Origin of the sequence: Prauserella shujinwangii (assembly GCF_003001955.1) — a bacterium.
Lineage (GTDB): Bacteria > Actinomycetota > Actinomycetes > Mycobacteriales > Pseudonocardiaceae > Qaidamihabitans > Qaidamihabitans shujinwangii.
This window is the reverse complement of sequence record NZ_PVNH01000013.1, coordinates 108,740-133,639: the sequence shown is the minus strand read 5'-3', so window position 1 is coordinate 133,639 and position 24,900 is coordinate 108,740. Positions and strand designations below refer to the sequence as shown.

General features: G+C 70.9%; 19 protein-coding genes. 7 read left to right on the top strand and 12 right to left on the bottom strand.

Features of this window, described 5'->3' with window-relative positions; translation table 11 throughout:
* Positions 1-10 precede the first annotated feature (10 nt).
* From B0I33_RS27565 to rplM, 5 genes are all read right to left on the bottom strand, one after another.
* Positions 11-2,713 (bottom strand): WXG100 family type VII secretion target, encoded by a 2,703-nt coding sequence (locus B0I33_RS27565; RefSeq protein ID WP_106181975.1) that lies wholly within the window; start codon positions 2,711-2,713, stop codon positions 11-13.
* 29 nt (positions 2,714-2,742) lie between these two features.
* Positions 2,743-3,048 carry a WXG100 family type VII secretion target gene (locus tag B0I33_RS27560; protein ID WP_106181973.1) on the bottom strand — a complete coding sequence of 102 codons (306 nt, stop codon included), beginning with the start codon at positions 3,046-3,048 and terminating at the stop codon, positions 2,743-2,745.
* 143 nt (positions 3,049-3,191) lie between these two features.
* Positions 3,192-4,526 carry a phosphoglucosamine mutase gene (gene glmM, locus B0I33_RS27555; RefSeq protein ID WP_106181972.1) on the bottom strand — a complete coding sequence of 445 codons (1,335 nt, stop codon included), beginning with the start codon at positions 4,524-4,526 and terminating at the stop codon, positions 3,192-3,194.
* 257 nt (positions 4,527-4,783) lie between these two features.
* The gene (gene rpsI, locus B0I33_RS27550; RefSeq protein ID WP_106181970.1) at positions 4,784-5,257 is read right to left on the bottom strand and encodes a 30S ribosomal protein S9; all 474 of its coding nucleotides are present in this window, start codon (positions 5,255-5,257) and stop codon (positions 4,784-4,786) included.
* Positions 5,258-5,271: 14 nt separating this feature from the next.
* Positions 5,272-5,724, bottom strand: coding sequence for a 50S ribosomal protein L13 (rplM, locus tag B0I33_RS27545; protein WP_106181968.1), 453 nt, complete (start codon positions 5,722-5,724; stop codon positions 5,272-5,274).
* Between the two features lie 189 nt (positions 5,725-5,913).
* On the opposite strand from rplM, the gene B0I33_RS27540 reads away from it, so the two are divergent.
* Positions 5,914-6,807 (top strand): hypothetical protein, encoded by an 894-nt coding sequence (locus B0I33_RS27540; protein ID WP_106181967.1) that lies wholly within the window; start codon positions 5,914-5,916, stop codon positions 6,805-6,807.
* A gap of 36 nt (positions 6,808-6,843) precedes the next feature.
* Entirely contained in the window at positions 6,844-7,332 is a 489-nt protein-coding gene (locus B0I33_RS27535) for a DUF4333 domain-containing protein (RefSeq protein ID WP_106181965.1), read from the top strand.
* A gap of 67 nt (positions 7,333-7,399) precedes the next feature.
* Here B0I33_RS27535 and B0I33_RS27530 read toward each other — a convergent pair whose 3' ends face one another.
* The 4 genes from B0I33_RS27530 to eccCa all read right to left on the bottom strand — a co-directional run bounded on the left by B0I33_RS27530 (position 7,400) and on the right by eccCa (position 14,515).
* Positions 7,400-7,687 carry a WXG100 family type VII secretion target gene (locus B0I33_RS27530; RefSeq protein WP_106181963.1) on the bottom strand — a complete coding sequence of 96 codons (288 nt, stop codon included), beginning with the start codon at positions 7,685-7,687 and terminating at the stop codon, positions 7,400-7,402.
* Positions 7,688-7,745: 58 nt separating this feature from the next.
* Positions 7,746-8,063, bottom strand: a complete 318-nt coding sequence (locus B0I33_RS27525; RefSeq protein ID WP_106181962.1) for a WXG100 family type VII secretion target — start codon at positions 8,061-8,063, stop codon at positions 7,746-7,748.
* 485 nt (positions 8,064-8,548) lie between these two features.
* Positions 8,549-10,432, bottom strand: coding sequence for a type VII secretion-associated protein (locus tag B0I33_RS27520; protein ID WP_106181960.1), 1,884 nt, complete (start codon positions 10,430-10,432; stop codon positions 8,549-8,551).
* A gap of 69 nt (positions 10,433-10,501) precedes the next feature.
* On the bottom strand, positions 10,502-14,515 hold the full coding sequence (gene eccCa, locus B0I33_RS27515; protein WP_106182068.1) for a type VII secretion protein EccCa: 4,014 nt from the start codon (positions 14,513-14,515) through the stop codon (positions 10,502-10,504).
* A 277-nt stretch (positions 14,516-14,792) separates the two neighbouring features.
* Between eccCa and eccD the strand changes: the two genes are divergently transcribed.
* Complete coding sequence (gene eccD, locus B0I33_RS27510) at positions 14,793-16,187, top strand: type VII secretion integral membrane protein EccD (RefSeq protein WP_106181958.1); 1,395 nt, start codon at positions 14,793-14,795, stop codon at positions 16,185-16,187.
* Complete coding sequence (gene mycP, locus B0I33_RS27505) at positions 16,184-17,782, top strand: type VII secretion-associated serine protease mycosin (RefSeq protein ID WP_106181957.1); 1,599 nt, start codon at positions 16,184-16,186, stop codon at positions 17,780-17,782. The genes eccD and mycP overlap by 4 nt, the downstream gene beginning before the upstream one ends.
* A gap of 431 nt (positions 17,783-18,213) precedes the next feature.
* Here mycP and eccB read toward each other — a convergent pair whose 3' ends face one another.
* Positions 18,214-19,839, bottom strand: a complete 1,626-nt coding sequence (gene eccB, locus B0I33_RS27500; RefSeq protein ID WP_106181955.1) for a type VII secretion protein EccB — start codon at positions 19,837-19,839, stop codon at positions 18,214-18,216.
* A gap of 472 nt (positions 19,840-20,311) precedes the next feature.
* On the opposite strand from eccB, the gene eccE reads away from it, so the two are divergent.
* The 3 genes from eccE to B0I33_RS27485 all read left to right on the top strand — a co-directional run bounded on the left by eccE (position 20,312) and on the right by B0I33_RS27485 (position 23,347).
* Positions 20,312-21,493 (top strand): type VII secretion protein EccE, encoded by a 1,182-nt coding sequence (gene eccE / locus B0I33_RS27495; RefSeq protein WP_106182066.1) that lies wholly within the window; start codon positions 20,312-20,314, stop codon positions 21,491-21,493.
* Positions 21,490-22,212 (top strand): hypothetical protein, encoded by a 723-nt coding sequence (locus tag B0I33_RS27490; protein WP_106181953.1) that lies wholly within the window; start codon positions 21,490-21,492, stop codon positions 22,210-22,212. Before eccE ends, B0I33_RS27490 begins: the two co-directional genes overlap by 4 nt.
* Positions 22,213-22,447: 235 nt before the next feature.
* Positions 22,448-23,347: a hypothetical protein gene (locus B0I33_RS27485; RefSeq protein ID WP_106181952.1), complete on the top strand. Its 900-nt coding sequence runs from the start codon at positions 22,448-22,450 to the stop codon at positions 23,345-23,347.
* A gap of 3 nt (positions 23,348-23,350) precedes the next feature.
* On the opposite strand, the gene B0I33_RS27480 is transcribed toward B0I33_RS27485, so the two are convergent.
* Both B0I33_RS27480 and rplQ read right to left on the bottom strand, forming a co-directional pair.
* Positions 23,351-24,199: a tRNA pseudouridine synthase A gene (locus tag B0I33_RS27480; RefSeq protein WP_106181950.1), complete on the bottom strand. Its 849-nt coding sequence runs from the start codon at positions 24,197-24,199 to the stop codon at positions 23,351-23,353.
* 65 nt (positions 24,200-24,264) lie between these two features.
* Positions 24,265-24,888, bottom strand: coding sequence for a 50S ribosomal protein L17 (gene rplQ / locus B0I33_RS27475; RefSeq protein WP_106181948.1), 624 nt, complete (start codon positions 24,886-24,888; stop codon positions 24,265-24,267).
* Positions 24,889-24,900: the final 12 nt, after the last annotated feature.

Below are 24,900 nucleotides of genomic sequence, written 5' to 3'. Positions count from 1 at the left end.
TCGGTCCCGGTCACCGGCCGAACTGGACCGGCTGGTCGGTATCGTCGCCGAGCGAGCCGCTGATCCGGCTGCTGGCCTGGCTGGTCTCGAACACGCCGCCGTCGATGCGGTACGGGTTGCTGCGTTCCTGGTCACCGCCGCCGCCCGCACCGGCGCCACCCATGCCACCCATGCCGCCCATCATGCCCATGCCACCGGCACCGCCCGCGCCCTGCTGGGCGGACGCCGCGGCCATCGGCTCGGCCGTTCCACCAGGTGCGGCGCCGAGCCCCGCGCCACCGGCCGTGGTGCCGGAGCCCGATGCGGAACCGGGGTCGAGCGGCTCGCCGCCGCCCGCCGCCAGGCCACCTCCGCCGCCCATGCCGTGCCCGCCGGCGCCGCCCGCACCGGCCGTCTGCGGCTCGGTCGCCTCGGCCCCGGCGGCACCGCCGGGCGTGCCCGCCATGTCGGCCGTGCCGGCCGCCGAGCCGGAGAGGTCACCGCCGACGGGCTCGGTCATCCCTCCGGCCACCGAGGCGGAGGGCGGCGGTCCGGTCTCCCCTGCGGGGGTGAACCCGCCGTCGGCTCCGCCCGTCTGCGCGCCGCCGTCGGGCCTGCCACCGCCGTCGCCGGTGGGCACCTCCCCGCTCTCGGCCCGGGCGGTGGGCGGCTCCGCGCCGGTGCCGCCGGACGCGCCGACGGGTTCCCCGCGACCCGGCTGGGTGCCGGCACGGCTCTCGCGCGGCGGCTCCGCGGCGGCGTTGTCCTGGTCCTTCGCGCCCAGCGTGTACGTGGTCGGCTCGCCCTGGCCGTCGTCGACCGTGACCACGGTGGGACCGTCGGGTCCCTCGGGTTGCTCGGCGGTGATCGTGAGGTCGCCGTCCTCGATGTGGATCTTCCCGTCCGGTCCGGGCCGGTACACCTGCTCGCCGCCGGGCTGCCCGCCGCCCGGCGAGCCCTGGGGACCGAACCCGTCGCGTGGCGGCTCGCCCTCGGCGCCGAAGTCCAGCTGGTACTCCTTCAGCTCGCCGCCGCCGTCCTCGACGGAGATCTCCATCGCACCCTGGTCGTCGGGCTCGGTCATGGTGAGCTTGTGGTCGCCCTGCTCGACGGTGAGCGTGTCGCGGTCGTCTCCGGTGTCCTTGATCGCCTCACCGGTCTCGGGATCGATCGGGTACGGCTCACCGGTCTCCGGGTCCACCTCCAGCGGTTTGCCGGTGACCGGGTTCGTGCCCTGCGGTGTCGTCTCCTCCGGGGTGGGCACGCTGCCTCCGCCCCCGCCGGGCACGCCGCCCCCGCCGCCGGGGACACCCCCGCCGCCACCGGGGACGCCACCCCCGCCGCCGACACCACCGCCGGTGCCGGTGCCGGTGCCGCCACCGGTGTCCACGGACGCCTCCCCGCCGGGGCCACCCGTGTCGACGGAGGCGAACGGGTCGGGCTCGAGGCCCTGGTTGAGCGCCTCGATCAGGGCGGTGTAGTTGTCCTGGATACCGCTGACGTACGTGGCACCCTGCTGGTGTACCGAGCTGGCCTTCGTCTGGTAGTCGGTGCAGAACTCACCGAGCCGGCGCTCCGCCTCGGTCAGCGCAGCGCGGAACTTCTCGGTCTCCTCGCGGATGTTGTCTTTGGTGATTTCTTCGGCGAAGTTGATGCCAATGCCGACCAAGCTGATGGAGCCGATGATCCGGACAATCCCCCCGAGGATGCCGCCGAGCATGTCCGCGAACCTGTCGAACAGGTTCGCGTTCTCGATCTCCTCAATTTTGGCCTCGAGCTCCTGGATAAGCGCGGGCAGCTCTTCCTTGGCCGTGATGAAGGCGTCCACCTGCTGCGGGGTGAGGCCGGCGACGGTGCCGTCGCCGTAGAGGTCGAGCACGGCCCGCGCGAAGTTGACGACGTTCTGCTGGATCGCGTTGTCGACGGTGTGGGTGATGTTCTCGGGTGCCGTGCGCAGGGCCTGCGAGAGGTCACCCGCTCCTTGGACCAGGTGGTTGTTGAGCTGTTCGGCCGCGGCCTTGGCGTCGCCGGTCCAGTCCGCGGTGTTGCTGCTCCAGGACGACCCCATGGCGTCGGTCGCGTCGCCGACCACCTGGTGCGCGGTGCTGAGGGTTTCCGCGTCGGCGCGGAACGCGGTGAAGTCGATGCCGCGGAACTCGTCGAGGCCGTTGCGGATGCTCTGCGGGTCGAGACCGCTGTGGGGGTAGGCCGCCATGCCCGCTCCGCCCGCTCCGGCTCCGGAGGAGAAGTCGGTGGTGACGACCTGCGGCTGCTGGGTCGAGCTGTCGGAGTAGGCGGCACCGACGAGCGCGCTGGCCCGCTCGTAGCGGGGGTGGAAGTCGTCGAACAGCCGGAGCGCGACCTCGGCCTCGTCGATGATCTCGTCGGAGGTGGAGTAGGAACCCTGGCCGAGCCGGTTCTGTGCCCTTTCCACGTCGCCCTGGGTGCGGCTCGCCCGGCCCCGCCACTGGTCCTCCTCGGCTCCGGTGAGGCTGGTGCGCGCGTTCTGCATGTTCTCGCCGAAGGCCTGGCCGCCCGCGAGCACATCCATCGGGTTGGCCTTGACCTGCTCGGAGTACCGGAACACCTCCTCTGGGCTGAGCCTGCCCGCGTTCTGCAGGGCGTAGAGGAAGTTCTGCCGGTGCTCCGGCGAGACGTTCGGGTCGTCGAGCATCGACCGCATCCGGTCCAGCTCGCCGTCACTGAACACCTGGTTGGCGACCTGCTGCCGCATTGGGCCGCTCTCGAGGATGCCCACGGTGGTCAGACCCCCTTCGAGGCGATGGTCTCGCGGCTGACCTCTTCACCCTGCTCGTAGGCGCTGGCCGCGCTGGTGAGCTTGCCGCCGAGCTCGGTCGACTTCTGCCCGTAGGTGGTCACGCTGTCGCGGTACTTGCCGATCGCGTCCGCGTACGGCGCCGCCACGCCGGACCACGCCTTGCCGACCTGCCCCATGGAGACACCGGTCTCGATGCGGGACCCCGCGTTGGTGAGTTGGCCGCCTTCCTGGCTGTACGCCGAACCGGCCGCGTCCAGTTTGCCCGGGTCGACCGTCTGCCCACCGGCCATGCGCTCCCCCTTTGTTCGTGGTCCTCACGTGCCGCTCGTCGCCACTACGACGCGGGCGAGCGGCATCCGGTGCCGTCGCACATGCACAGAGAATGTACCGGTGAGGGCCGGTCGCCGGGCCGGAATCACACATTCCGGGCCGGTCAGGAGGCGGAGGCCACCACCCCGGCGAGGCGGTCGGCGGCGGCCTGGGCGGTCTCCTGGGCGGGGGCCTCCACCATGACGCGCACGAGCTGCTCGGTGCCGGAGGGCCGCAGCAGCACGCGGCCCTCACCGCCGAGCTCGGCCGTGACGGCGTCGACGGCGTCGCGGACGGCCGCGGAGGCGGCGACGGCGGCCTTGTCGGCCACGCGCACGTTGACCAGCACCTGGGGCAGCCGGCGCATCACGGACGCGAGCTCGGCCAGCGGCTTGCCGGTCTGGGCGATCCGGCTCATCAGGCGCAGCGCGGTGAGCAGGCCGTCGCCGGTGGTGGCGTAGCCGGGCAGGACGACGTGACCGGACTGCTCGCCGCCGAGGGAGAAGCCGCCCGCCCGCAGTTCCTCCAGGACGTACCGGTCGCCGACGGCGGTGGTGCGCAGGGTGACGCCGTGCTCGCGCATGGCGAGGTGCAGGCCGAGGTTGCTCATGACGGTGGCGACCAGGGTGGTGTCGGCGAGCTCACCGGCCTCGGCCATGGCGAGGGCGAGCACGGCCATGATCTGGTCACCGTCGACGACGTTGCCCTGCGCGTCCACGGCGAGGCAGCGGTCGGCGTCGCCGTCGTGGGCGATGCCCAGGTCGGCGCCGTGCTCGAGGACGGCGGCCTGGAGGGACTCGGGGTGGGTGGAGCCGCAGCCGTCGTTGATGTTCACGCCGTCGGGCTCGGCGTGCAGCGGGATGACCTCGGCGCCCGCCTTCCGGTACACCTCGGGGGCGGCGAACGACGCGGCGCCGTTGGCGCAGTCGACGACGACGCGCAGCCCGGCGAGGGACTGGGGGGTGGCGGCGACGAGGTGCGCGGCGTAGCGGTCGAGGGCGTCGGTGGCGTCGGCGACCCGGCCGATCTCGGCGCCGGTGGGGCGGGTTCCGTTGCCGGCGAGGCCCGCCTCGATCTCATCCTCGATGCCGTCGGGGAGCTTGTGCCCGCCCTCGCCGAACAGCTTGATGCCGTTGTCGGGCATCGGGTTGTGGGAGGCGGAGATCATCACGCCGAGGTCGGCGGAGAGGTCCGCGGTGAGGTGGGCGACGGCGGGGGTGGGGAGCACGCCGAGCCGCAGCACGTCCGCGCCCGCGGAGGCGAGGCCCGCGACGACGGCGGCCTCGAGCATCTCGCCGCTGGCGCGGGGGTCGCGGCCGACGACCGCGACCGGGCGGTGGGAGCGGTCGTGCGCGGCGAGCACGCGGGCCGCGCTGGCGGCGACGGTCAGGGCGAGCTCGGGGGTGAGCTCGGCGTTCGCGAGGCCGCGCACCCCGTCGGTGCCGAATAGGCGGGCCATGTCCTCTGCCTCCGTGTTCTCCGTGGGACCCCCGTATCCCACCACTGTGGTCCGTGAGCAAGCGCCCCGACAACTTAGCGACCCCCGCGCCCGTCCCCCCGACCGGTCCACTGGGAGCGCGTTCTGCCCGCAGAAGTCGCCTTCCGGGGGCGCGGCGGGCGACTTCTGCGGGCAGAACGCGCCCGGCCGGGGCGGGTGTGGCCGGACAGCACGAAGCGCCCACCCGTGAACACGGATGGGCGCTTCGGTGAGTCGGGTCAGCGCTTGCTGTACTGCGGCGCCTTGCGGGCCTTCTTCAGGCCGTACTTCTTACGCTCGGTGGAGCGGGCGTCCCGGGTGAGGAACCCTGCCTTCTTCAGCGCGGGACGGTCGTCGCCGTCGATCTCCGCCAGCGCCCTAGCGATGGCGAGACGCAGCGCGCCCGCCTGCCCGGAGGGCCCACCGCCGCGCAGGTTCGCGAAGATGTCGAACGAGTCCGGCTTCTCGACCGTGACCAGCGGCTCGCGGATGAGCTGCTGGTGGACCTTGTTCGGGAAGTACTGCTCGAGGCTCTTGCCGTTGAGCTTGAACTCGCCGGTGCCGGGCACGACACGCACCCGGACGACGGCCTCCTTGCGACGGCCCACCGTCTGCGCGGAACCCCCGGCAGCACGAGACGGCTTCGGCGCGGCGGGCGTCTCGGTGGTCACGACCGCGTCGGTTGCCGCGGCCTCGGTCTCGGTGCTGGTCACAACCTGTTCCTCACTCACTGGGTCACCTGAGCGATCTTGGTGATCTCGTGCGGCTGGGGCTTCTGCGCGGCGTGCGGGTGGTCCGGGCCTGCGTAGACCTTGAGCTTCTTCGCCTGGGCACGACCCAGCTTGTTCTTCGGCAGCATGCCCTTCACGACCTTCTCCACCAGCCGCTCGGGCCGGGTGTCGAGAAGCTCGCCGAACGACCGCTTGCGCAGGCCGCCGGGGTAGCCGCTGTGCCGGTAGGCGAACTTCTGCTCGCGCTTCTTCCCGGTCAGGGCCACCTTGTCGGCGTTGACGATGATGACGAAGTCACCAGAGTCCACGTGCGGGGCATACGTCGGCTTGTGCTTGCCGCGCAGCAGTGTGGCGACCTCGGTCGCGAGCCGGCCGAGCACGACATCCTCGGCGTCGATCACGTGCCAGGCACGGGTGACGTCGCCGGGCTTAGGGCTGTACGTGGGCAAGGGTCTACCTCGTCGTCAACATTGCTTGTGGGGTCCGTGCGGCAGCGCACCTGACGGCTCGTGCGCGCACAACAGCTTATGAAGATACCCGGTCACCGGGAGCTGGGTGCAGCCGGGGGGTCGAGCCGTCGATCCATACTAGTCTTCCCGCCAGCGCGGCGCGACAAGACTCACCGGGGGAACCACGACATGACACAGCGTAGGCGAAGGCTCACCGCCGTCGCCGCCACGGCGGCCATGATCCTCGTCGCGGGCTGCTCGGGAGGCCGTGCCGGTACCGCCGTTCCCGACGGCGACCAGGCCGCCGAGTACGTCACCGCGAAGTTCTCCGCGTCCCTGGAGCGCCTCGACGAGGACTTCTCCGCCACCGAGCCGCGGCACACCATGCACGACTCGTTCGCCCGCATCGACGACAAGAAGTCGGACTTCACGCTGACCGCCATCCAGGTCGGCGATCCGCCGTCCCGGCTGGTCAAGAACCACTCCAACCGCGACTCGTCCGACTATCGCGACTACTTCCATCCGGCGGGCAGTGACGTCGAGTACACCCTTCTCGGCCCCGAGTACGCGAGCCTCGCCCCGACGCCCTGGGTGTCCGAACCGTACGACGACGCCGGCTACGGCCCGTGCTTCTGGGCGGGCTACCTCACCGTGTGCAAGATGATCAGCGCCGTGGGCCGCTCCCTGCGGGACGGGCACGCCGCGAAGACCGCGAAGAGCCTGCCCGACGGGAGCGTCGAGCTGACCGCCGAGATCACGCTGCGCACGTTCCTGGAGGAACGGGTCGTGGTGTTCCCGGACTGGGCGCTCGAACGCATCACCGAGGAGATGCGCGACGGGGTCATCGACACCAGGATCCGGCTCGGCCCCGACGGCAAGCTCACCGAGATCGAGATGACCGGGCTGATCGAGACCGGCGGGCACGAGGTGGAGATCGACGAGCACTACCGGGTGCTCGAACCGCCGACGAAGGACGATCTGCCCGACGTGCCCGACCCGGAAGAGGTCACCGAACTGCGGACGCAGGCCGAGGTCGACGACTTCTACCGCCGCATGGACGAGATCACCAGCAGCGGCGGCTGAGCGTCCCGGCCCGCCTCCGAAGCCACGAGGAGAACCATGACACAACCACCACCAGGACAGCCCCAGGGCTGGTGGCAGCCGCAGGGCACCCCGAGCCCGCCGCACGGCCAGGCGGCGCCGGGACACCCGCCGCCCGTGTACGGCGGCGGCTTCCAGTCCCAGTACGGGGGTTTCGGAGCGTTCGGTGCGGGCGGCCCGGCCCCGGCTCCGCGGAAGTCGAGGAAACCGCTGCTGATCGCCGTCGCGGCGGTGCTGGTGCTGGCGGGCGGCGGCGTGGCGGCGTGGCTGCTGGGCGCGTTCCGCGGCGACGTGCTCGACGCCGGCTCCGTCGAGCGAGGCGTCGCGCAGGTGCTGCGCGACAGCTACGGCGAGCACGACGTGCGCGCCGTCCAGTGCCCGGACGGGCAGCCGATCGAGACGGGGCACACGTTCGACTGCTCGGTGGAGGTGGCGGGAAAGCCGAGGACCGTGTCGATCCGGGTGCTCAACGACCAGCCGGAGTTCGAGGTCGGCGCCCCGCGCTGACCCCCACAAACGAGAAATCGGGCCGCGGCGCGAGACGCGCCGGGCCCGATCCCGGTTCCACGAACGATCAGAACATCCCCTGGATGCCCTTGTCGGTGGCCTGGTAGCCGTCCGCGATCTGCGGCAGCGCGGTGGCGATCTGCGCGAGAACCTGCTTCATCTCGTCCAGCGACTGGTTCCACTCGTTCTGCACGTTCATCCAGGCCTCCATGGCCTCACCGGACCAGCTGTCGGTCAGCGGAGCCAGACGGGACTTGAGGTCCTCGAACAGCGCGTCCAGCTCGGACCCGGTGCGCTTGCAGTCCTCCGCCGCAGTGTTGATGGTGGCGTAATCGACAACGATGCCGCTCGGCATTTTTCCCTCCGTTGTGTCGTGAAGTCTTCGGTATTCGTGGTGAAACGCCGACCGCGGCTCAGAGACCGCTCAGCGTGTTGCCGATGTTGCTGATGGCGGAGTTCTGCTCCTCCTCAGCCTGCTGGTACTTCACACCGGACTGCTGGAGCAGCTCACCGATGTTGGCGAGCGCCTCGTTCAGCTTCCTGGTCTTCTCGTCGAAGGCCATCATCACGTTCTGGAAGGCCTTCGCCGCCTCGCCCTGCCAGCCGGCCTGCGTCGCCTCGATGTTGTTGCGGAGCTGGTTCAGGTTCTGGTCCATCGACGCCTTGATCGCGTCGACGTCCTGGTAGGCCTGCTGGAACTGCTCCGGTGTCCCGGTAAAACCGCCTGCCATCGGGAGTTACCCCCTTCACTCGTGGGTCGCCTGTACGTCGTTCGTTCGTACTGGCCCTACGACGGAGACATTGCCATGGTTGGTTCCGCGTTGTCGCCACCTGGGTGCAAGTAGTTGCTAGCGTGAATGCTCCACTTCGGAGCCGGCCGGAACCGGTCGTGACGCGGTGCCGGAGCGGTGCGGGAATCGCCGTGTCGCAACGATTCGCCCACCGTTTCCCGGCACGTCATCGCGTCGTGTCGCCACCGAGAACGATTCGCGCTTGCGAAAAGTCCTCGTCTTCTTCACTCGGTGGGGCGTCACCCTTTCGTTCGCGCGCGCGAACCGGTGCCCCTTCCTGGCCCCCGCCGGGCGCGTTCTGCCCGCAGAATGCGCCCGGCGGGGTCGCGGCCTCGGGCTTCACTCACCACCCGGCGGGAGCGGGGCCAGCGGGGTCCCGCGCCACCGCGAACAGCGCGGGCCTCCCCTCCGGTCGTCCGCCGCGCTCAGTTCGTGAACTCGAGCGTGCGGACGATCTGCTCACACGCGGCCCGCACCCGGGCGGGCACCTCCGCCTCCTGGCAGCCCACGCTGACCTGCGCGGTGCGGTGCGCGAGCACATACCAGTGGACGGTGGCGGTGGCCTTCGTCTCGACGTAGTGGATGACGCGCCTGCCCGCGTACGCGAAATCCGCGGAGAAGTCGCGGAACCGGTCCGGCAGGGCAGCGATCTGCCCGCGGAGTTCGTCGACGAGCCGGTCCCGTTGGACGCCGCCGTCGTAGGACAGGACGAACTCCTGCACCACCACCAGGTCGTCGTCGGTGGGCTGCTGCGCGTCGGCGGGCTTCACCACCACCTGCCGGGCGGCCACGTTGTCCCCGGTCTGGGTCCAGTCGGAGGGGGCGACGAACTTGTAGGCGTACTGGGCGAACGTCCGCCCCTCCGGCTGCTCGGAGCCACCGTTGAGCACGACCAGCAACGTGGTCACCAGCGCCGCCACCAGCACCACCGCACCGCCACCCCACCAGAACAGCTTCCGGCGCCCGCCGGTCGCGGCGGGCGCCGCGGGCTTGGCGATGGTGACCGTCTGCTGGCTCGCGGGACCGGGCGGCGGCGCCCGGTGCCCGAGGTCGGGCCGGTGCGGCCCGGGTGCGGGGCGGCCGGGATACCCGGGCCTGCCGACGACCTCCGTCCGCTGGTCCCCCGCCGGTCGCATTCTGCCCGCTAAATGCGCCGTCGGGGGCGGGCCGGGGCGGGCGGCCGGGCGGCCGGCCACCAGTTGCACCGCGCGGAGGGCCCCGCGGGCCACGACCGTTTCCGGCTGGTCGAGCGTGGTCGGCACCACCCCGGTGCGCTCGTGCACCAGCCGCGACACCATCGGGATCCGGCTCGACCCGCCCACCAGGAAGATCGCCGTCAACTGCCTCGGCCGCAGCCCGGCCGCCTCGATCGTCGCGCTCGTCAGCTCCACCGCCCGGCCCAGCGGCGCCGCGATCAGCCGTTCCAGGTCCTCCCTGGTGACGTGCGCGTCCGCGAACGGCGGCGGCATCGGCACATCCGTGTAGGCGTGCCGGGACAGCGTCTCCTTCGCCCCGCGCACGTCCTGACGCAGCACGCGCCTGCGCCGCCGGTCGGTCAGCTCCCTGCCCTGCACCAGCTGGTCCCACGCGTCCTGATCCGCCGCCGACACCAGCGACCCGACGTGCTCCAGCAGCGCCTGGTCGATGTCGGCGCCGCCGAACCCCGGGTCCCCGCGCGTGGCCAGCACCTCGAAGCCGCCCCGACGCCCCCGCTCCGCCGTGCGCCGCACGACGCTCACGTCGATCGTGCCGCCACCGAGGTCCAGCACCGCGAGCGTGTCCCCCGGCTTGCCGCTGAACTCGACCGTGCGCTCCTGGCTCACGTCCGTCGGCGCGAACGTCGCCGCATGGAACACCGCCGCCGCGACCGGCTCGGGCACCAGCGCCACCTCGCGCGCCAGCTGCCCGGCGGCCTGGCGCAGCAGCCGGGTACGCACCGCGCCCCAGTCCGCCGGATGCGTCAGCACCAGCAGGTCGACCTCCGCACCCGCCGCGAGCCTGCGCGCCTCGGCCACCGCGCGCCGCAGCACGGCGTGCACCACGTCGACCACGCGCAGCACGCTGTCGCCGAGCAGCAACTCGCCCTCGTCGATCCTGCGCTTCGGGTTCGGCTCGTAGCGCGAGGGGTCGACCGCGGCCTGCCGCTCCGCCTCCTGCCCGACGAACAGGGTGCCGTCCGGCGCCGCGTACACGGCGGACGGCAGCAGCGGCTGGCCGTCCACCACGACGACCTGAGGTTCACGACCGTTCACCGACGCGACCACACAGGTGCTCGATGTCCCGAAGTCCACCGCCACCCGTAAGGTCACCAGCCGCTCCCAGCAGTCATCGATCCACGCAGCACTGTGTCAGACCACCCCGACAGTGGAGCGGCTGGCTCACTCCGGCTGGATCCACGACACGTGCATGAGTTGCTTGCCCGCCTTGCGGCTGACGAAGACCCCGCGACCGGGTGGCATCGGCCCCGCCTTGACGTTGCCCAGCAGCTGACCTTCGTCCTTGGACCCGTTCATGACGATGCCGGGCGCGGCGATCTCCTTGAGCTTGCCGATGATCGGGTCCATGCCGGTGCGGGCGGCGCCACCGGTGCGGCGCGCGACCACCATGTGCAGGCCGACGTCCTTGGCCTGGGCCAGGTACTCCGACAGCGGCCGCAGCGGGTTGCTCGTGGACGTCGCGACCAGGTCGTAGTCGTCCACGATCATGAACAGCTCGGGGCCGTTCCACCACGAGCGGTCCTTGAGCTGCTGCGGCGTCACGTCCGGACCGGGCAGCCGTTTGGCCATGGACCCGGCGACGTCCTTGACCATGCCCTCGAGCTGGTTCGCCGAGACCGCGTAGCCCAGCAGCTGGTCACCCTCGATGAAGCCGAGCATGGTGCGCCGGTAGTCGACGAGGATGATGACCGCTTCCTTCTTGGTGTAGCGCTCGGTGATGCCGCGCGCGATCTGCCGCAGCAGGTTGGTCTTGCCCGACTCGCCGTCGGCGTAGCACAGGAAGTGCGGCTCGGCGTCGAAGTCGAGGTAGACCGGCGCCAGCTCGTCCTCGTTGACGCCGATGGGAACGAGCCTGCTGTCGCGGTGCCTGTCCAGTTCGAGCAGTTCCTCGTAGGGCAGTACGTCGGGCAGCAGCCGCACCTGGGGCGCGGGGCGGCCCTTCCAGGCCGAGGTGATGCGGGCCACCGCGTCGGCCACTCCGGCGCCGAGGTCCTCGTCGCTGCTGGAGCCGTCGATGCGCGGCAGCCCGGTGAGGAAGTGCAGCTTGTCCCTCGTCAGGCCGCGGCCGGGACGTCCAGGCGGCACGTTGACCGCGACCCTGCGGTCGATGTCGGACTCGCTGGGATCACCGAGCCGCAGCTCGAAGCGGGTACCCAGCATGTCCTTGATCGCCGGCCGGATGTCCGCCCACCGGTTCGACGAGATGATCACGTGCACGCCGTAGGTGAGGCCCTGCACGGCCAGCTTGGTGATCTGGGGTTCGAGCTCGTCGAAGTCGTCCCGCAACGCACGCCAGCCGTCCACGATGAGGAACGCGTCGCCGAACGGGTCCTGCTCGGCGGTGATCTCCCCGCGCCGCTTGCGGTTGCGGAAGTCGTTCATCGAGTCGATGCCCATCGCGCCGAACCGCGACTCCCGTTCGTTGGCCAGCGTGAGCATCTCGGCCACGATCCGGCGGGCCTTGTCGGGCTCCCGCCGCGCCACCGCGACACCGCCGACGTGCGGCAGCCCGTCGAGCGCGGCGAGCGTGCCACCGCCGAGGTCGACGCAGTAGAACTGCGCCTCCTCCGGGGTGTGGGTCAGCGCCATCGACATGATCAGTGTCCGCAGCATGGTGGACTTGCCCGACTGCGGGCCGCCGACGATCGCGCCGTGGCCCGCGCCGCCGGAGAAGTCCGCCCACAGTGGATCGCGCCGCTGCTCGTACGGCCGGTCCACGATGCCCAGTGGCACCTGCAGCCGCCCGTTGCCGAAGAAACCCACCGGCGAGAGCCCGCGCTCCTCGGTCGGGTTCAGGTTCGGCAGCAGCGTGTCGAGCGAGTTCGGCTCCCGCAGCGGCGGCAGCCACACCTCGTGCGCGGGCGGGCCCTGACCCACCAGCCGCGACACGATCACGTCGAGCTCGCTCGGCTCGACGGCCTCCTCCGACTGCGGCTGCGGCTGCTGCGGTTCCGGCTCGGGCTCGGGTTCCGGCTCCTTCGGCAGCTCGACGAAGTCGGGCACGAACAGCTGCGGTCGCTTGTCGGCCCTGACCACCGCGGCACCGGGCGCGGCCTGCTTGATACCGGCGGGGCGGTACGGGCCCGACACGTACGAGGCCTTGAACCGCACCAGGGTGGAGGTGTCGTACTTGAGATACCCGCCACCGGGTACCGAGGGCAGTTCGAAGGCGTCCGGCACGCCGATCGCCGCCCGCGACTCCGCCGCGGAGAACGTCTTCAGACCGATGCGATAGGACAGATGCGAGTCCAGGCCCCGCAGCTTGCCCTCCTCCAGACGCTGCGAGGCCAGCAGCATGTGCATCTGCAGCGAGCGGCCCAGCCGTCCGATCGCGACGAACAGGTCGATGAAGTCCGGCTTGGCCGACAGCAGCTCGGAGAACTCGTCGACCACGATGAACAGCGCGGGCAGCGGGTCGAGGTCCGCGCCGTTCTCCCTGGCCTTCTCGTACTCCCAGACGTTCTTGAAGTTGCCGCCGTTCTTCAGCGCCTCCTGCCGCCGGTTCATCTCACCGGCCAGCGCGTCCTTCATGCGGTCGACCAGCGTGACCTCGTCGGCCAGGTTGGTGATCACGGCGGACACGTGCGGGGCCTTGTCCAGGCCGAGGAACGTCGCGCCGCCCTTGAAGTCGACGAGCACGAAGTTGAGCGCGGTCGACGAGTGCGTGGCCAGCATGCCCAGCACGAGCGTGCGGAGGAACTCCGACTTGCCGGAACCGGTGGCGCCGATGCACAGCCCGTGCGGGCCCATGCCCTCCATCGCCGCTTCCTTGATGTCCAGCTCGACCGGCTGGCCGTACTCGCCGACCCCGAACGGCACCCGGTAGCGGTCGCGGATCGGCCGCGGGCGCCACGCCTGCTGCACGTCGAACGTCATCGGGTCGCCGGGGATGCCGAGCAGTTCCAGCAGCGAGGGGTTGGACAGCAGCGGCTGCTCCTCGCTGTCGTCGGCGGCCGCGGAACCGACCCGGTACGGCGCGATCTTCCGGGCCAGCGCTTCGGTCTCGACGACGCTCAGCCGGTCGGGCTTGCCGAACCACTCGACACCGCCCGCGCTGCGGGCGCCGAGCCGCTCGTCCTCGACCACGAGCCGCAGGCCGCGGCGGGCGGGCAGGTTGCCGAGCGAGTCCGAGAGGTCGATCAGGGTGACCCCGACCAGGCCCTCCTCCAGCAGGATCTGTTCCTCGCCGGTGACCTCGGCGTCGTCGATGACGATCACGACGTGCGGCTGGTCGGGCGCGGGCGTGGCGTTGCGGGAGAACCGCTGCCGGTCGCGCAGCTCGTCGTCCAGCCACGCCTCGATCTGCGCGAGCGAGCCCGCCATCATCCGCATCTGCCCGATGCCGTCGGACAGCGTGGGGTGCTGCACGTGGGGCAGCCACTTGGCCCACTCCCACTGTTCCTTCGCCCGCCCCGCGGTGGCCACGGCGACGAGCACGTCGTCGGGGCTGTGGAAGGTGACGAGCTGGGCGAGCATGGCGCGGGTCAGGCCGCGGGTGAGCTCCGGGTCACCCTGCATGCCCACGGCGGCGAACCCGCGCAGCGTGATCTGGGTGGGCAGGTCGGGCACGATGGAGTGAGCGCGCACGAAGCGGCGCAGCGCCAGGGTGGCGATGGGCTCGAGCTCGTCGACCGGGCCGGTCTGCGGCGGCACGAGGCGGGTGGCGAGCCGGTGCGAGCTGCGGCCGACGCGCAGGTGGAGGAAGTCCTGGTCACTCTGCCTGCGCTCCCACATGCGGCGGCTGGTGGCGAGCGACCACAGGCTCTGCGGGTCGGGGTGCACCCACTCGAGCGCCGCGCGCTGGTCGGCCATGGCCTCACGGGCCCGGTCGCGCATCTGGCCGAGGTACCGCAGGTAATCCTTGCGGTCCTCGTTCATCTCGGCCTTCTTCGGCCCGCCCCCTCGGCCGCCCTGGAAGAACATGCCGACCATCGACATCATCATGAACAGGGGCATCATCAGGAAGAACGGGCTGCGGCCCAGCGCACCGCCCGCCGTGAACATGAAGACGATCATGCCGATCATGGCGACGACCATGACGACCGGCAGCAGCTTCATCAGGATGTTGCCGGGGATCGTCCTCGGCACCTCGGGCGGCGGCTCGAGGTGGACCTCGCCGCCCGGAGGACGGGGAGCAGCAAGCCGTGGCAACCGCTTGAACTGCAGCGTGCTCACCGAAAGACCCCTCTTCAACTCGGCGACGGCGGCCAGTGGGTGCACGGCCGCCGCACACGGTAGCGAACCGCAGGCCGCACACGGGCGTCGCCGTGGCCGACCGCTCGACCCGGTGCATTCACCCGAAGTGACCCCACGTACTGCCCGGGTGCGCTAATACTAGGGCGGCACGACGACACTGTGGGCCGGTTCGCCGAGGTTGCCGGTCCTCGTCCGGGGATCTCACCCGAGAAGGTAAGTTCCTGCGGGCATTCTCTCCAGCTAGGGGGCGGAACAGGTGGCAACGGGCACGACGGTCTTCAGCAGGGTCACGGTCGTGGCACCGCGCACCCGCATCGATGTCGCGCTGCCGGCGGACGTGGCGGTGGCGGACCTGCTGCCGATGCTGTTGGAGATGGCCAAGGAGGTCACCCCCGACGGCGGCGCCCGCCACGGGGGCTGGGCGCTGGCCAAGCTCGGCGACGCGCCGCTCGACCCCAGCCGCACGCTCGCGTCGCTCGGGATCGTCGATGGCGAGTTGCTGCAGTTGCGCAGGCGAAACGAGAACCCACCGCCGCCGCTGTACGACGACGTGGTGGACGCCATCGCGGAGGCGGAGCCCGACAGCTTCCGGCCGTGGACGAAGGAGACCGCGCAGCGGATCGGTCACCTCGCGGGCGGGCTGGCGCTGTTCTCGGCGGCGCTGGCGCTGTTCTTCGGCGGGCCGCTGTTCGGCGGCGACGGGCTGGTCGTGGCGATCACCGCCGGTGTCGCCGCGATCGCCTGCGTGGCGCTGGGGGCGACGCTGGCGAAGGCGTACCAGGCGGAGGCCACCGGGGTGCTGATCGCGGCGGCGGGCGGGCTGCCGCTGGCGTTCGTGAGTGGCTTCCACATCGTGCCCGGCGTGTCGGTGCGCGCGAACCTCCTGCTGGCGAGCTCGCTGGTGGTGGTGGTCGCCGCCGCCTGCATCCTGCTGATCGGCGCGGGCATCACGACGTTCATCGCGGCGGCGACGGCGGGCGTGTTCGGTCTGCTGGCGTTCCTGGTGGCGACGTTGATCGCACACCCTGCCCCGGGGATCGCGGCGGGCACGGCCGCGGCCGCGCTCGCCGGCATCTCGATGCTGCCGAGGGCGACGATCTGGCTGGCGAAGCTGCCGCTGCCGAACGTGCCGGGCACGGCGGAGGAACTCAAGGAGGACTCCGGCTTCCCCGACTACGCGTCGATCGAACGGCGGACCAGCGTCGCGCACAACTACATGACGGGCCTGCTGATCGGGTGCGGCGCGGTGACGGCGGTGGCCGCGATCATCACGGCCACCGCGCCGGGCATCTTCGGCGTGCTGACCGCGGCGATCGCCACCCTGGTGCTGTTGCTGCGGGCCCGGACCTACGCCAACGGCGGCCAGGCGGTGGCGTTGCTGACCACGGGGATGGTGTCGGCGGGCGGGATCCTGCTCGGCTGGATGTGGACGGCCGGGCCGCTGGACCGCGTGATCTGGGTGTTCGGTGCGCTCGTGCTGGTCGGCGCCGGTGCGCTGGTGGTCGGTGTCATCTTCCCGAACCAGCGGTTCTCGCCACCGATGCGGCGCACGGTGGAGATCATCGAGGCGATCTGCATCGCGACGGTGCTGCCGCTCGCGCTGGCGGTCATGGGGCTGTACTCGACGCTGCGGCACCTCGACCTGTCATGAGCGGGCGCGTGGTGACCGCGAGCCCGGCGCGCAGGATCGCGGCGGGCCTGCTGGCGGGCGCCTTCGGCCTGCTCGCGCCGGGGGTGGCGCCGCTGCCGGCCGGGGCGCAGGAGGAGGACGACGGCGGCTACTACGCGACGCCGCCTCCGGTGGCGGTCGCGCCGCCGCAGGACACGGGCTCCCCGAACGAGAACTACGTCAAGCACACCGAGTGCGTGCAGCGTGATCTCAGCCGGAACATCAGCCTGCAGCAGAAGCCGTGGGGGCAGCTGTACCTCCGGCTGGACGAGGTGCACCGGTTGATGCGCAACACCACCGGCTCGGTGGGCGGCGGCATCGAGGTGGCCGTGATCGACACCGGGGTCACCGCGACGCATCCGTACTTCGAGGGCCGGGTGAGCGGTGGCGGCGACTACGTGAAGGCGACGCCGGCCGGTCCCGGTCTCGAGGACTGCGACGGCCACGGCACCGAGGTCGCGGGCATCATCGCGGCGGACACCCCGGAGCACATCGGCTTCGAGGGGGTCGCGCCGGACGCGAACATCGTGTCGATCCGGCAGTCCAGCCAGAACTACAAGCCGGACGACTCGCCGTCCGCGCCCACCGGGGGTGACCAGAGCGGCGGCGACTCGGGCGGCGACGGCAGGTCGGGCGAGAACGGTGGCGGCGACCAGCCGAACGCGCTGCGTGGCCCGTCCGGCGGGGAGACCGGGCCGGCGCAGGGCGGGGAGGGCCGGACGCAGGACCAGGAGGGTTCGGCGGGCAACCTGGACACGCTGGCGCAGGCGGTGGTGAACGCCGCGAACCGTGGCGTTCAGGTCATGAACATCTCGATCAACAACTGCAGGCAGGCGAACGGCAGCATCGGGTCCGGGGAGCAGGCGCTGCAGGCTGCCGTGCGGTACGCGGTGGAGGAGCGGGACGTCGTCGTGGTGTCGGCGGCGGGCAACACGACCGAGAGCTGCAAGCAGAACACGGGCGATCCGGACAAGCCGAACACGATCGTGACGCCGCCCTGGTTCGCCGACGACGTGCTCTCGGTGGCGGCGATCGACGCCACGGGCAGTGTCGCGGACTTCAGCGTGCACGGGCCGTGGGTGAGCGTGGCGGCGCCGGGCACGGACATCATCTCGCTCGACCCGGCGGTGGGCTCGGACCGTCTGGCCAACATGACGATCGAGAACGGCCAGCAGCAGTTCATCCAGGGCACCAGCTTCGCGGCGCCCTATGTGTCGGGTCTGGCGGCCCTGGTTAGGGCGAAGTTCCCGGAGCTTTCTGCCCGCGAAGTGATGAACCGGATCACGAGCACGGCCCAGCATCCGGCAGCGCCGGGCGGCCGGGACAACTTCGTGGGACACGGCGTGATCGACCCGATGGCGGCGCTCACGGCGACCGTCCCCGAGGAGGAGGGCATCGCCCCGGCGAGCGCGGTGGCGCTGCCGTCGGACATGCCGCCGGCGAACAACCGCGACTGGACCCCGATGATCGTGGCCCTGGCCGGTGCAGGTGGTGCGCTGGCGGCACTCGCCATCACCCTGTTCGTGGTGCACACCATCCGCCGCAACCGCACCCCCGCGTCGCGTTCTGCCCGCTGAACGCGCCCGGCTGGTCGCGTTCTGCGGGCATAATGTCGCCAGTCTGCCCGACCCCGCGCGCATTCTGCGGGCAGAACGCGGTTAGCCGACGATCACATCTCGCCGATCACCACGGTGGCCGGTCCGGCTTCCCGGGGACTTCTGCGGCTCCAGGAGGGTCTCGGCTTGCCGCTGTGTCCCTCGCCTCGGCGCCGTCCGGCCCGCCCGGCTCGCGCACATCCGGCACACAGTCCAGGCGACGCCCGATTCCTGCCGAGATGCCCCCTCCGTCCCGCCCGCACTTCGCATTCTGCGGGCAGAATGCGCCCGGCTGAGGGCGGAGGCGTTAAGTCCGAGACGACCGCCATCCCACTCCCGGGCTGGCCACACGCGCCGCGGTCCCGCCGCGACGCCCAGGACACGGGCATGCGACACGGGAGGCCCCTGGTGGGTCAGTTGCCACCCGCGGCGGCGTCGTCGGATGTATCGAACGTGCCCGCGTCAGGATCGACCGGAACGCTGTCGAACGTACGGCCGACATCCTGGGTGTTCAGCGAGGCACCGACGGGCAGCAACTTGAGGATCGACTCGGGCGCCGGATCCTGCTCACCGAGCCCGAGCGCCTGCGCGGTGGTGACATCGGGAACCCCGTACCGCATGCCGCGATCCGAGACGAGCTGGATGTTGCCACGTCCGAAGGTGTCCTCGGTTGTCGCCGACCGCACCACCGCCGCGAAACCCGGCTTCATGTAGAAGTAGTCGATCTTCCACCCGTCCGGGCTCGGCTGTCCGATCTCGACCGCCTGCACCTCGTTGGCGGCGTTCTTCGGGCCAGGAGGAACCGAACCGACGTAGACGGCGGTGCGGCTCTCCTCACTCGCTCCTTCACCACGGACCGTCCAGCCGAGGCACGACACGGGGTAACGGCCGGGATTGAGCACGGTCGGCACCGACTGGGGGTAGTGCGACACCTCGAGCGCACCCGGGTCACCCTCCGTCACCGTCGGAAGGCCCGTCACGTCGTCGGGTTCGACGACCGGCACGTCATCCCCGGTCGTCGCGGTGTTCTCGAACAGGATCATGTCGGCAACCGCTTCCGAGACCTCCTGGATCCCTGTCCTGGTGACCACGTAGAAGTCCTTGCCGTCGGCTCGCGGCGTGGAGAAGACGGTGCCGACCGGGTAGCTCTCGATCTCGTACCCCTCCGGCGGGTTTCCTTGCCCGTCGATCTCCGGAGGCACCAGCTCACCGACCGCGGGGATGGCGTTGAGCAGTCCCATCGAGATGTGCCGGGCCTGGTCCTCGTCGAGCCTCAATGCGGCACGGACGGAACCGGCGGAAAGGTCGACCTCGGCACGGACGGCGTTGGCCGTGCGGTTGGCGTCCCCGGGCTGCCGGTAGATCAGGTAGTGCTTGCCGTCGTCGGCCGAGGCCAGGATTGCCTCGTTCTGCGCCAGCTCCTCGCCGAGCTCGGACAGCCCGGCGTACACCGTGGTCTTGGTCTCGGCCTGTTCACGCGCCTCCGCGTCCGGGAGGCTTCGGTCGATCTTGAAGTTGTCGCAGACCGCCCAGTGGTCGGAGACACGCTGGTCCGCGGTCGGCAGCAACTCGGGGCCGTTCGGAATCCCCTGCAGTCGTCCGCGCGGGATGTCCTTCAGCTGCTCGTCCGGAACCACGTTGGCCTCGACGACCTCCACGGCACCGCCACCCTGTGCGGCACCTCCCTGCCCTTCCTCCCCTTGCTGTTGCTGGGCCAGGAGAATCAGGCGGGCCGAGGCGAGGTTGAAGGTCGGAATGAGCTTCTTCGGGTTCTCGGACACGACGTAGATCGAGCCGGACTGCTCGCCGATCACGATCCCCGAATCGGGTGGTGTCGGCGCAGGCTTGAAGAACCCGAAGATGATGAAGCCGAGCATCGCGATGGCGCTCAGCACAACGCCCACGATCGTCGCGCGGCTGTGCGTGCGCATCGGATCGTGCAGCATCACCGCGTCCTTGCGGACCAGCGCGGACTGCATGCGCCGCAGCACGAACTGATACGCCTGGACTTGTGACTTCGTCGTGGGTGTTGACGGCATTCTCGACCTACAGCTCTCCCAGTCGCGGTACGGTTCCGCAGGATAGCCGTACGGGGACCGCTCGGTGTTGGTTTCTACCAACTCGTACCGGCGCGGGGTATCCGGGATCGGCTGCCAGCTCAGTTGCATGATCGAGGGGAAGAACGAGCGGATGTCCGTCACCACTCCTCCACGTCGGCCGGGGCCGCCGCCGGGGTCCCAGCCGCCTCCGGGGCGGCCCCCGGGACCACCACAGCGTCCAGGTGGACCCGGCGGTTCCGGCGGCGGCCCAGGTGGACCTGGCGGGCCGGGGGGTCCCGGCGGGCCCGGTGGGCCTCGTGGTCCCGGCGGCCCCGGGGGACCCGGAGGTCCTGGGGGGCCTCCGCCCGGGCAGCCTCCTCGGCCCGGTGGTGCGACGCCGCCCGCTCGTCCGGCGGTGGTCGCTCCTCCTGCCCACCGGCGGCGGCTGGGGGCGAACCTGGGCCCGCTGCCGGTGGCGAACGTGGTGCTCCTCGAGGTGGGCCTGGCCGTCGGGCTGATCCTGCTCGCCGTGAACAGCTCGCTGGTGTACGTGGCGATCGGCATCACAGCGGTGGCTCTGGTGCTCGCGTTGCTGCGCTGGAACGGGCAGTGGTTCACCCAGTGGGCCGGGTTGACGGCGCGGTATGCCTTCCGATCACACGATCGGGTGGCGACACCGCCCGCTCCGACGAGTCTGGAGTCGATCGCGGCCGACGAGGATGGCGTCACTGGGCCGGACGACGCCCGCGTCAGCCTGCTGCGGCTCGCGGTGCCTGACCTCGTCGTCGCACACGGCAAGGACCACGAGCACCAGCGGGTCGGGCTCGCGTGGCACAACGGCACGTGGACGGCTGTCCTCCTCGTCGAGCCGGCTCCCGCACTGATCACCCAAGCCGGTGGGGCGCCGAGCCTGCCGCTGTCGGCGCTCGCGCCGTGCCTCGAGGACCGCGGCGTCGTTCTGGACTCCATCCAGATGATCTGGCACTGCTATCCGGGCAGCGCCGCGCTGCCCTCCGACTCCCCCGCGCTCAGCTCGTACATGGAGGTGCTGGGGCCGCTGCCGGCCGCCGCGCGCCGCACGACGTGGGTCGCGGTCCGGCTGGACCCGAAGCGCTGCCCGACGGCTGTACGGGAACGCGGTGGCGGTGTCGTGGGAGCGCACCGCGCACTCATCGGTGCCCTGTCGCGGGTCCGCAACGCCCTGGAGTCCCGTGGCGTGCCCACGCGCCCGCTCGACCCGGATGAACTTCTGCGGGCAGGAATCTCCGCCGCCGAGCTGACGGGGGTCGCCGGCTCGGGTGCGCGCGTGACGATGCAGGAACGGTGGACAGGCGTCACGGCGGCAGGAATCGGTCATGCCAGCTACGCGATCACGGGCTGGCCGAAGGGCAAGGTCACCAACACGCTGAACGCACTGACGAGCGTGCGGGCACTGTCCGCGACAGTGTCGATGTCGATCTCTCCCTCCACGGAGGAAGGGAAGATCGGTCTGCGGGGTGTCGTCCGGATCAGCGCGCGGAACCCGCGTGAGCTCGACGCGGCGGACCAGCGGTTGACGACGCTCTCCGAACGACTCGGCGTGGCGCTGACCCCGTTGCGCGGGCTGCAGGTCTCCGGATTCGCCGCGACCCTGCCGATGGGAGGGACGGCATGAGTTCACGCGTTCGGGACGCTAGTCAGGACGCTGGGGTGGCGCCGGAGTTCGTCGTCGATCCCGCGCTGCTGGACGCGATCAGTCCTTCGGGTGACCGTGGTGGCATCGTGCTCGGGTCGGGACTGCAGGGCGAACCGCTGACGGTGTCGGCTCTGCGCTCGGCGCCGACGAGGATCGTGCTGGTGGGCGGGCTGTATCTCGCACGTCAGGTGGCGTTGCGGGCGATGGCTGTCGGCGCATGGGTGGTGGTCGCGACCGGGCGACCCGCGGCGTGGCAGGTGCTGTCGAACGCGGCGGGTACGCAACCGAACGGGCGTCCCTCGCCGCTGGTGCAGATTCGCAGGCTGTCGCCGGTCGAGCTGCCGCGGCCGTCGGAGGACGCGCCGCTGCTCGTCGTGCACGACGGCGGCCCCACTCCGCAGGATCTGTTCCCCCCGCGTTCGCCGTGGCACACGACGGTGTACGTGCTCCCCTACCTGCATCCGCAGGCCGATGCGGTGGCGAACGCGGCTGACCTGGTGCTCATGCAGCGGCTGCCGGCGGGCCAGGCCGAGCTGGCGGCCCGGCTGTGGCGGCTGCCGCCCCAGATGATGCGGCAGCTGACGACATTGAAGGACGACCAGGTGGTGGCCCTGGGCCGCAACCTGTGGCGCCCGCTGCGGTTGGTCACGACCAGCAAGGAACAGCAGATCCTCGGCCCGGTTCGCCGCGGCGACTGACCGCGGGCCCCTGTCGCGTTTTGCCCGCTGAACGCGCCCCAGCCGGGTGCGTTCAGCGGGCAAAACGCTCTCGGGGAGAGACTTCTGCCCGCAAAATGCGACCGGGGTGCACCGAGGTGGGGAGGGTGTCAAGCCGCGAGCGCGCGTCTGTGGACAACAGGGCCGCTGTGGACAACTTCCTCCCGAATCGGCGCGAGGCACGGAAGCTGTCGGACCGGCCATCGACGCTGACGCGGTGATCAAACGAACCAAGCCACACGAACTGACCGACGTCTTCCGCGGCTCCGTCGCCCGCCGGGAGGGCTATGTCACCGCCGCTCAGCTGCGCGGACCACATTTCCGCAGGTTGTTCCAGGACGTCTACGTGCCCGCACACGTCCCCGTGACCCACGAACTCCGCTGCCGAGGCGCCGCGCTGATCGCGCCCAAGGAAGCAGTGCTCACCGGACGATCCGCCGCGACCGTCCGCGGCGTCGAACTCGCTCAGCCCTACGACCCGGTGGAGATCGTCGTCCCGGAGGAACACCGATTCGGGCCACTCAAGGGCATCCAGATTCGCCGCACCGCCGTGAAGCGCCGCGAATCGCGCCCCTGGCGCGGGATACGCATCGCACGTCCAGCACGAATCGCGCTCGACCTCATCTTCCGGCTCTCGCCCCGCACCCGCGGCTGGGTCCGCAGACTCCGCACCGCTGTCCCCGACGTGGACGCCTTCCTTCGCTCCGGCGTCGTCAGCAAGCGGCAACTCGGTCGAGCCATCTCAGGTCGCCGCAACTGGGGTATCCGCCTGGCCCGCGAGGTCTTCGTGCTGTGCGATCCGAGAGCCGAGTCACTTCCGGAGTCCGACCTGCGGGTCGTCCTGACGGTCGGTGGTTACCGAGTGACCCCTCAGTTCAGGATCCTCCGCAACGGTCGAGAGGTTGCACGGCTCGACCTCGCCATCGAAGAAACCAAGACAGCCATCGAGTACTTCGGGCGCTGGCATGCGGAATCCGACCAAACACTGCGAGACGAGGCCCGGCGAAAACGGCTCGAAGCCGAGGGCTGGCGGTTCGTCATCGTCACCGCGGAGAAGCTCGCGGGTGACTACCGGAAGATCTTGGAGGAGGTGCGCGAGGTCCAGCAGGACCGCTGACGCTCAGCCGCGGCCTGGAGTGGCAGAGCGGACGTTGCGCGTCTGCTCGGCACGCGCGGCCAGCTCGGCATCCGGAGGGTAGTCCACCCCGACAAGGGTGAGGCCATGCGCCGGGGCGACAGCGCTGTCCCTGATCTGACTGTCGAGCAGCCGTCCTGGCCAGGCGATGTCGCGCCTGCCGTCACCGACGAGCAACAGCGCTCCGACGAGGCTGCGCACCATCGAGTGACAGAACGCGTCCGCCGACACGTGGGCGTGCACCTCGTGGTCACCGACACGGGTCCATGTGAGCTGCTGAAGCTCCCGGATCGTGGTGGCGCCCTCACGCTGCTTGCAGTACGCCGCGAAGTCATGAAGGCCCAACAGGGCATCCGACGCCTCGTTCATGGCGTCCACGGACAACGGGCGTGGCCACGCGAGCGTGTCGTGTCTGCGCAGCGGGGCCACACCCCATGGCGCATCGGACACCTGGTAGCGATAGCGGCGCCGGATCGCCGAGAAGCGGGCGTCGAACCCGTCTGGTGCCACGGACGCATGCAACACGCGCACGTCCGGCGGCAGGTAGCGGTTCCACCGGTGTCGCATGCGATCCAGGTCCGGAATGCCGTTTTCGTCCACCGTCAGCCGTCCCGCCGGGCGCATTCTGCCCGCAAAAGGCGCCACGTCGACGTGGAGTACTTGGCGTTCGGCATGTACACCGGCGTCGGTGCGGCCGGCGACGACGGTCGGACTGGCGACCTCGGCGCCGGGAGGCTGCTTCGCGAGGGCGTCCTCGAGGACGCCCTGCACGGTGCGCCGGTCGGGTTGCCGGGCCCACCCGGAGAAGTCGGTGCCGTCGTAGCTGACCTCGATACGCAGACGAACGAGCCCGCCCTCCCCAGCGGGAGCAGCGGGCTCGTTCGGGTCGTTCGCTGCCGTCAGGACTCGTCCTTCTTGTCCTCGGCCGGCTTCTCGGCCTCGGCTTCGGGGTCGCCGCCCTCGGCGGGCTCGGCCGTCGCCTGGTCGGTTGCCGACACCGGAGCCTCAGCGTCCTGGTCGGCGGGTGCCTCACCGGTCTCACCGGTGGTCTCGACGGCGTCCGAGGCCTCGGCGGTCTCCTCGGCCTTGGCCTCGGCCTCGGCGGGCTTCGGCTGGTCCTTGGCGAACTTCGTCTTGCGAGCCGCCTCGGCCTCCGCGGTGGCGGTCTTCTCCGACACCAGCTCGATGACCGCCATCGGGGCGTTGTCGCCCTTGCGCGGCATCGTCTTGGTGATGCGGACGTATCCGCCGTTCCGGTCCTCGTAGAACGGACCGATCTCGGCCATCAGCTTGTGCACGACGTCCTTGTTGCGGATCGTGCGCATGATCTCACGCCGGTTGTGCAGGTCGCCCCGCTTCGCCTTCGTGATCAGCTTCTCGGCCAGCGGCCGGACACGCTTGGCCTTCGCCTCGGTGGTGGTGATCTTGCCGTGCTCGAACAGCGACGTGGCCAGGTTCGCCAGCATCAACCGCTCGTGCGACGGCGATCCGCCGAGACGGGGTCCCTTGGTGGGGGTGGGCATCGGTTCTCCTCG

Coding starts and splice junctions, on each gene's coding strand:
- B0I33_RS27560 (WP_106181973.1), bottom strand. CDS start 3,048: ATGGCCGGTGGGCAGACGGTCGACCCGGGCAAACTGGACGCGGCCGGT.
- B0I33_RS27525 (WP_106181962.1), bottom strand. CDS start 8,063: ATGGCAGGCGGTTTTACCGGGACACCGGAGCAGTTCCAGCAGGCCTAC.
- mycP (WP_106181957.1), top strand. CDS start 16,184: ATGAGCGGGCGCGTGGTGACCGCGAGCCCGGCGCGCAGGATCGCGGCG.
- B0I33_RS27565 (WP_106181975.1), bottom strand. CDS start 2,713: ATGCGGCAGCAGGTCGCCAACCAGGTGTTCAGTGACGGCGAGCTGGAC.
- eccB (WP_106181955.1), bottom strand. CDS start 19,839: ATGCCGTCAACACCCACGACGAAGTCACAAGTCCAGGCGTATCAGTTC.
- B0I33_RS27490 (WP_106181953.1), top strand. CDS start 21,490: ATGAGTTCACGCGTTCGGGACGCTAGTCAGGACGCTGGGGTGGCGCCG.
- B0I33_RS27540 (WP_106181967.1), top strand. CDS start 5,914: ATGACACAGCGTAGGCGAAGGCTCACCGCCGTCGCCGCCACGGCGGCC.
- rplQ (WP_106181948.1), bottom strand. CDS start 24,888: ATGCCCACCCCCACCAAGGGACCCCGTCTCGGCGGATCGCCGTCGCAC.
- B0I33_RS27530 (WP_106181963.1), bottom strand. CDS start 7,687: ATGCCGAGCGGCATCGTTGTCGATTACGCCACCATCAACACTGCGGCG.
- glmM (WP_106181972.1), bottom strand. CDS start 4,526: ATGGCCCGCCTATTCGGCACCGACGGGGTGCGCGGCCTCGCGAACGCC.
- B0I33_RS27535 (WP_106181965.1), top strand. CDS start 6,844: ATGACACAACCACCACCAGGACAGCCCCAGGGCTGGTGGCAGCCGCAG.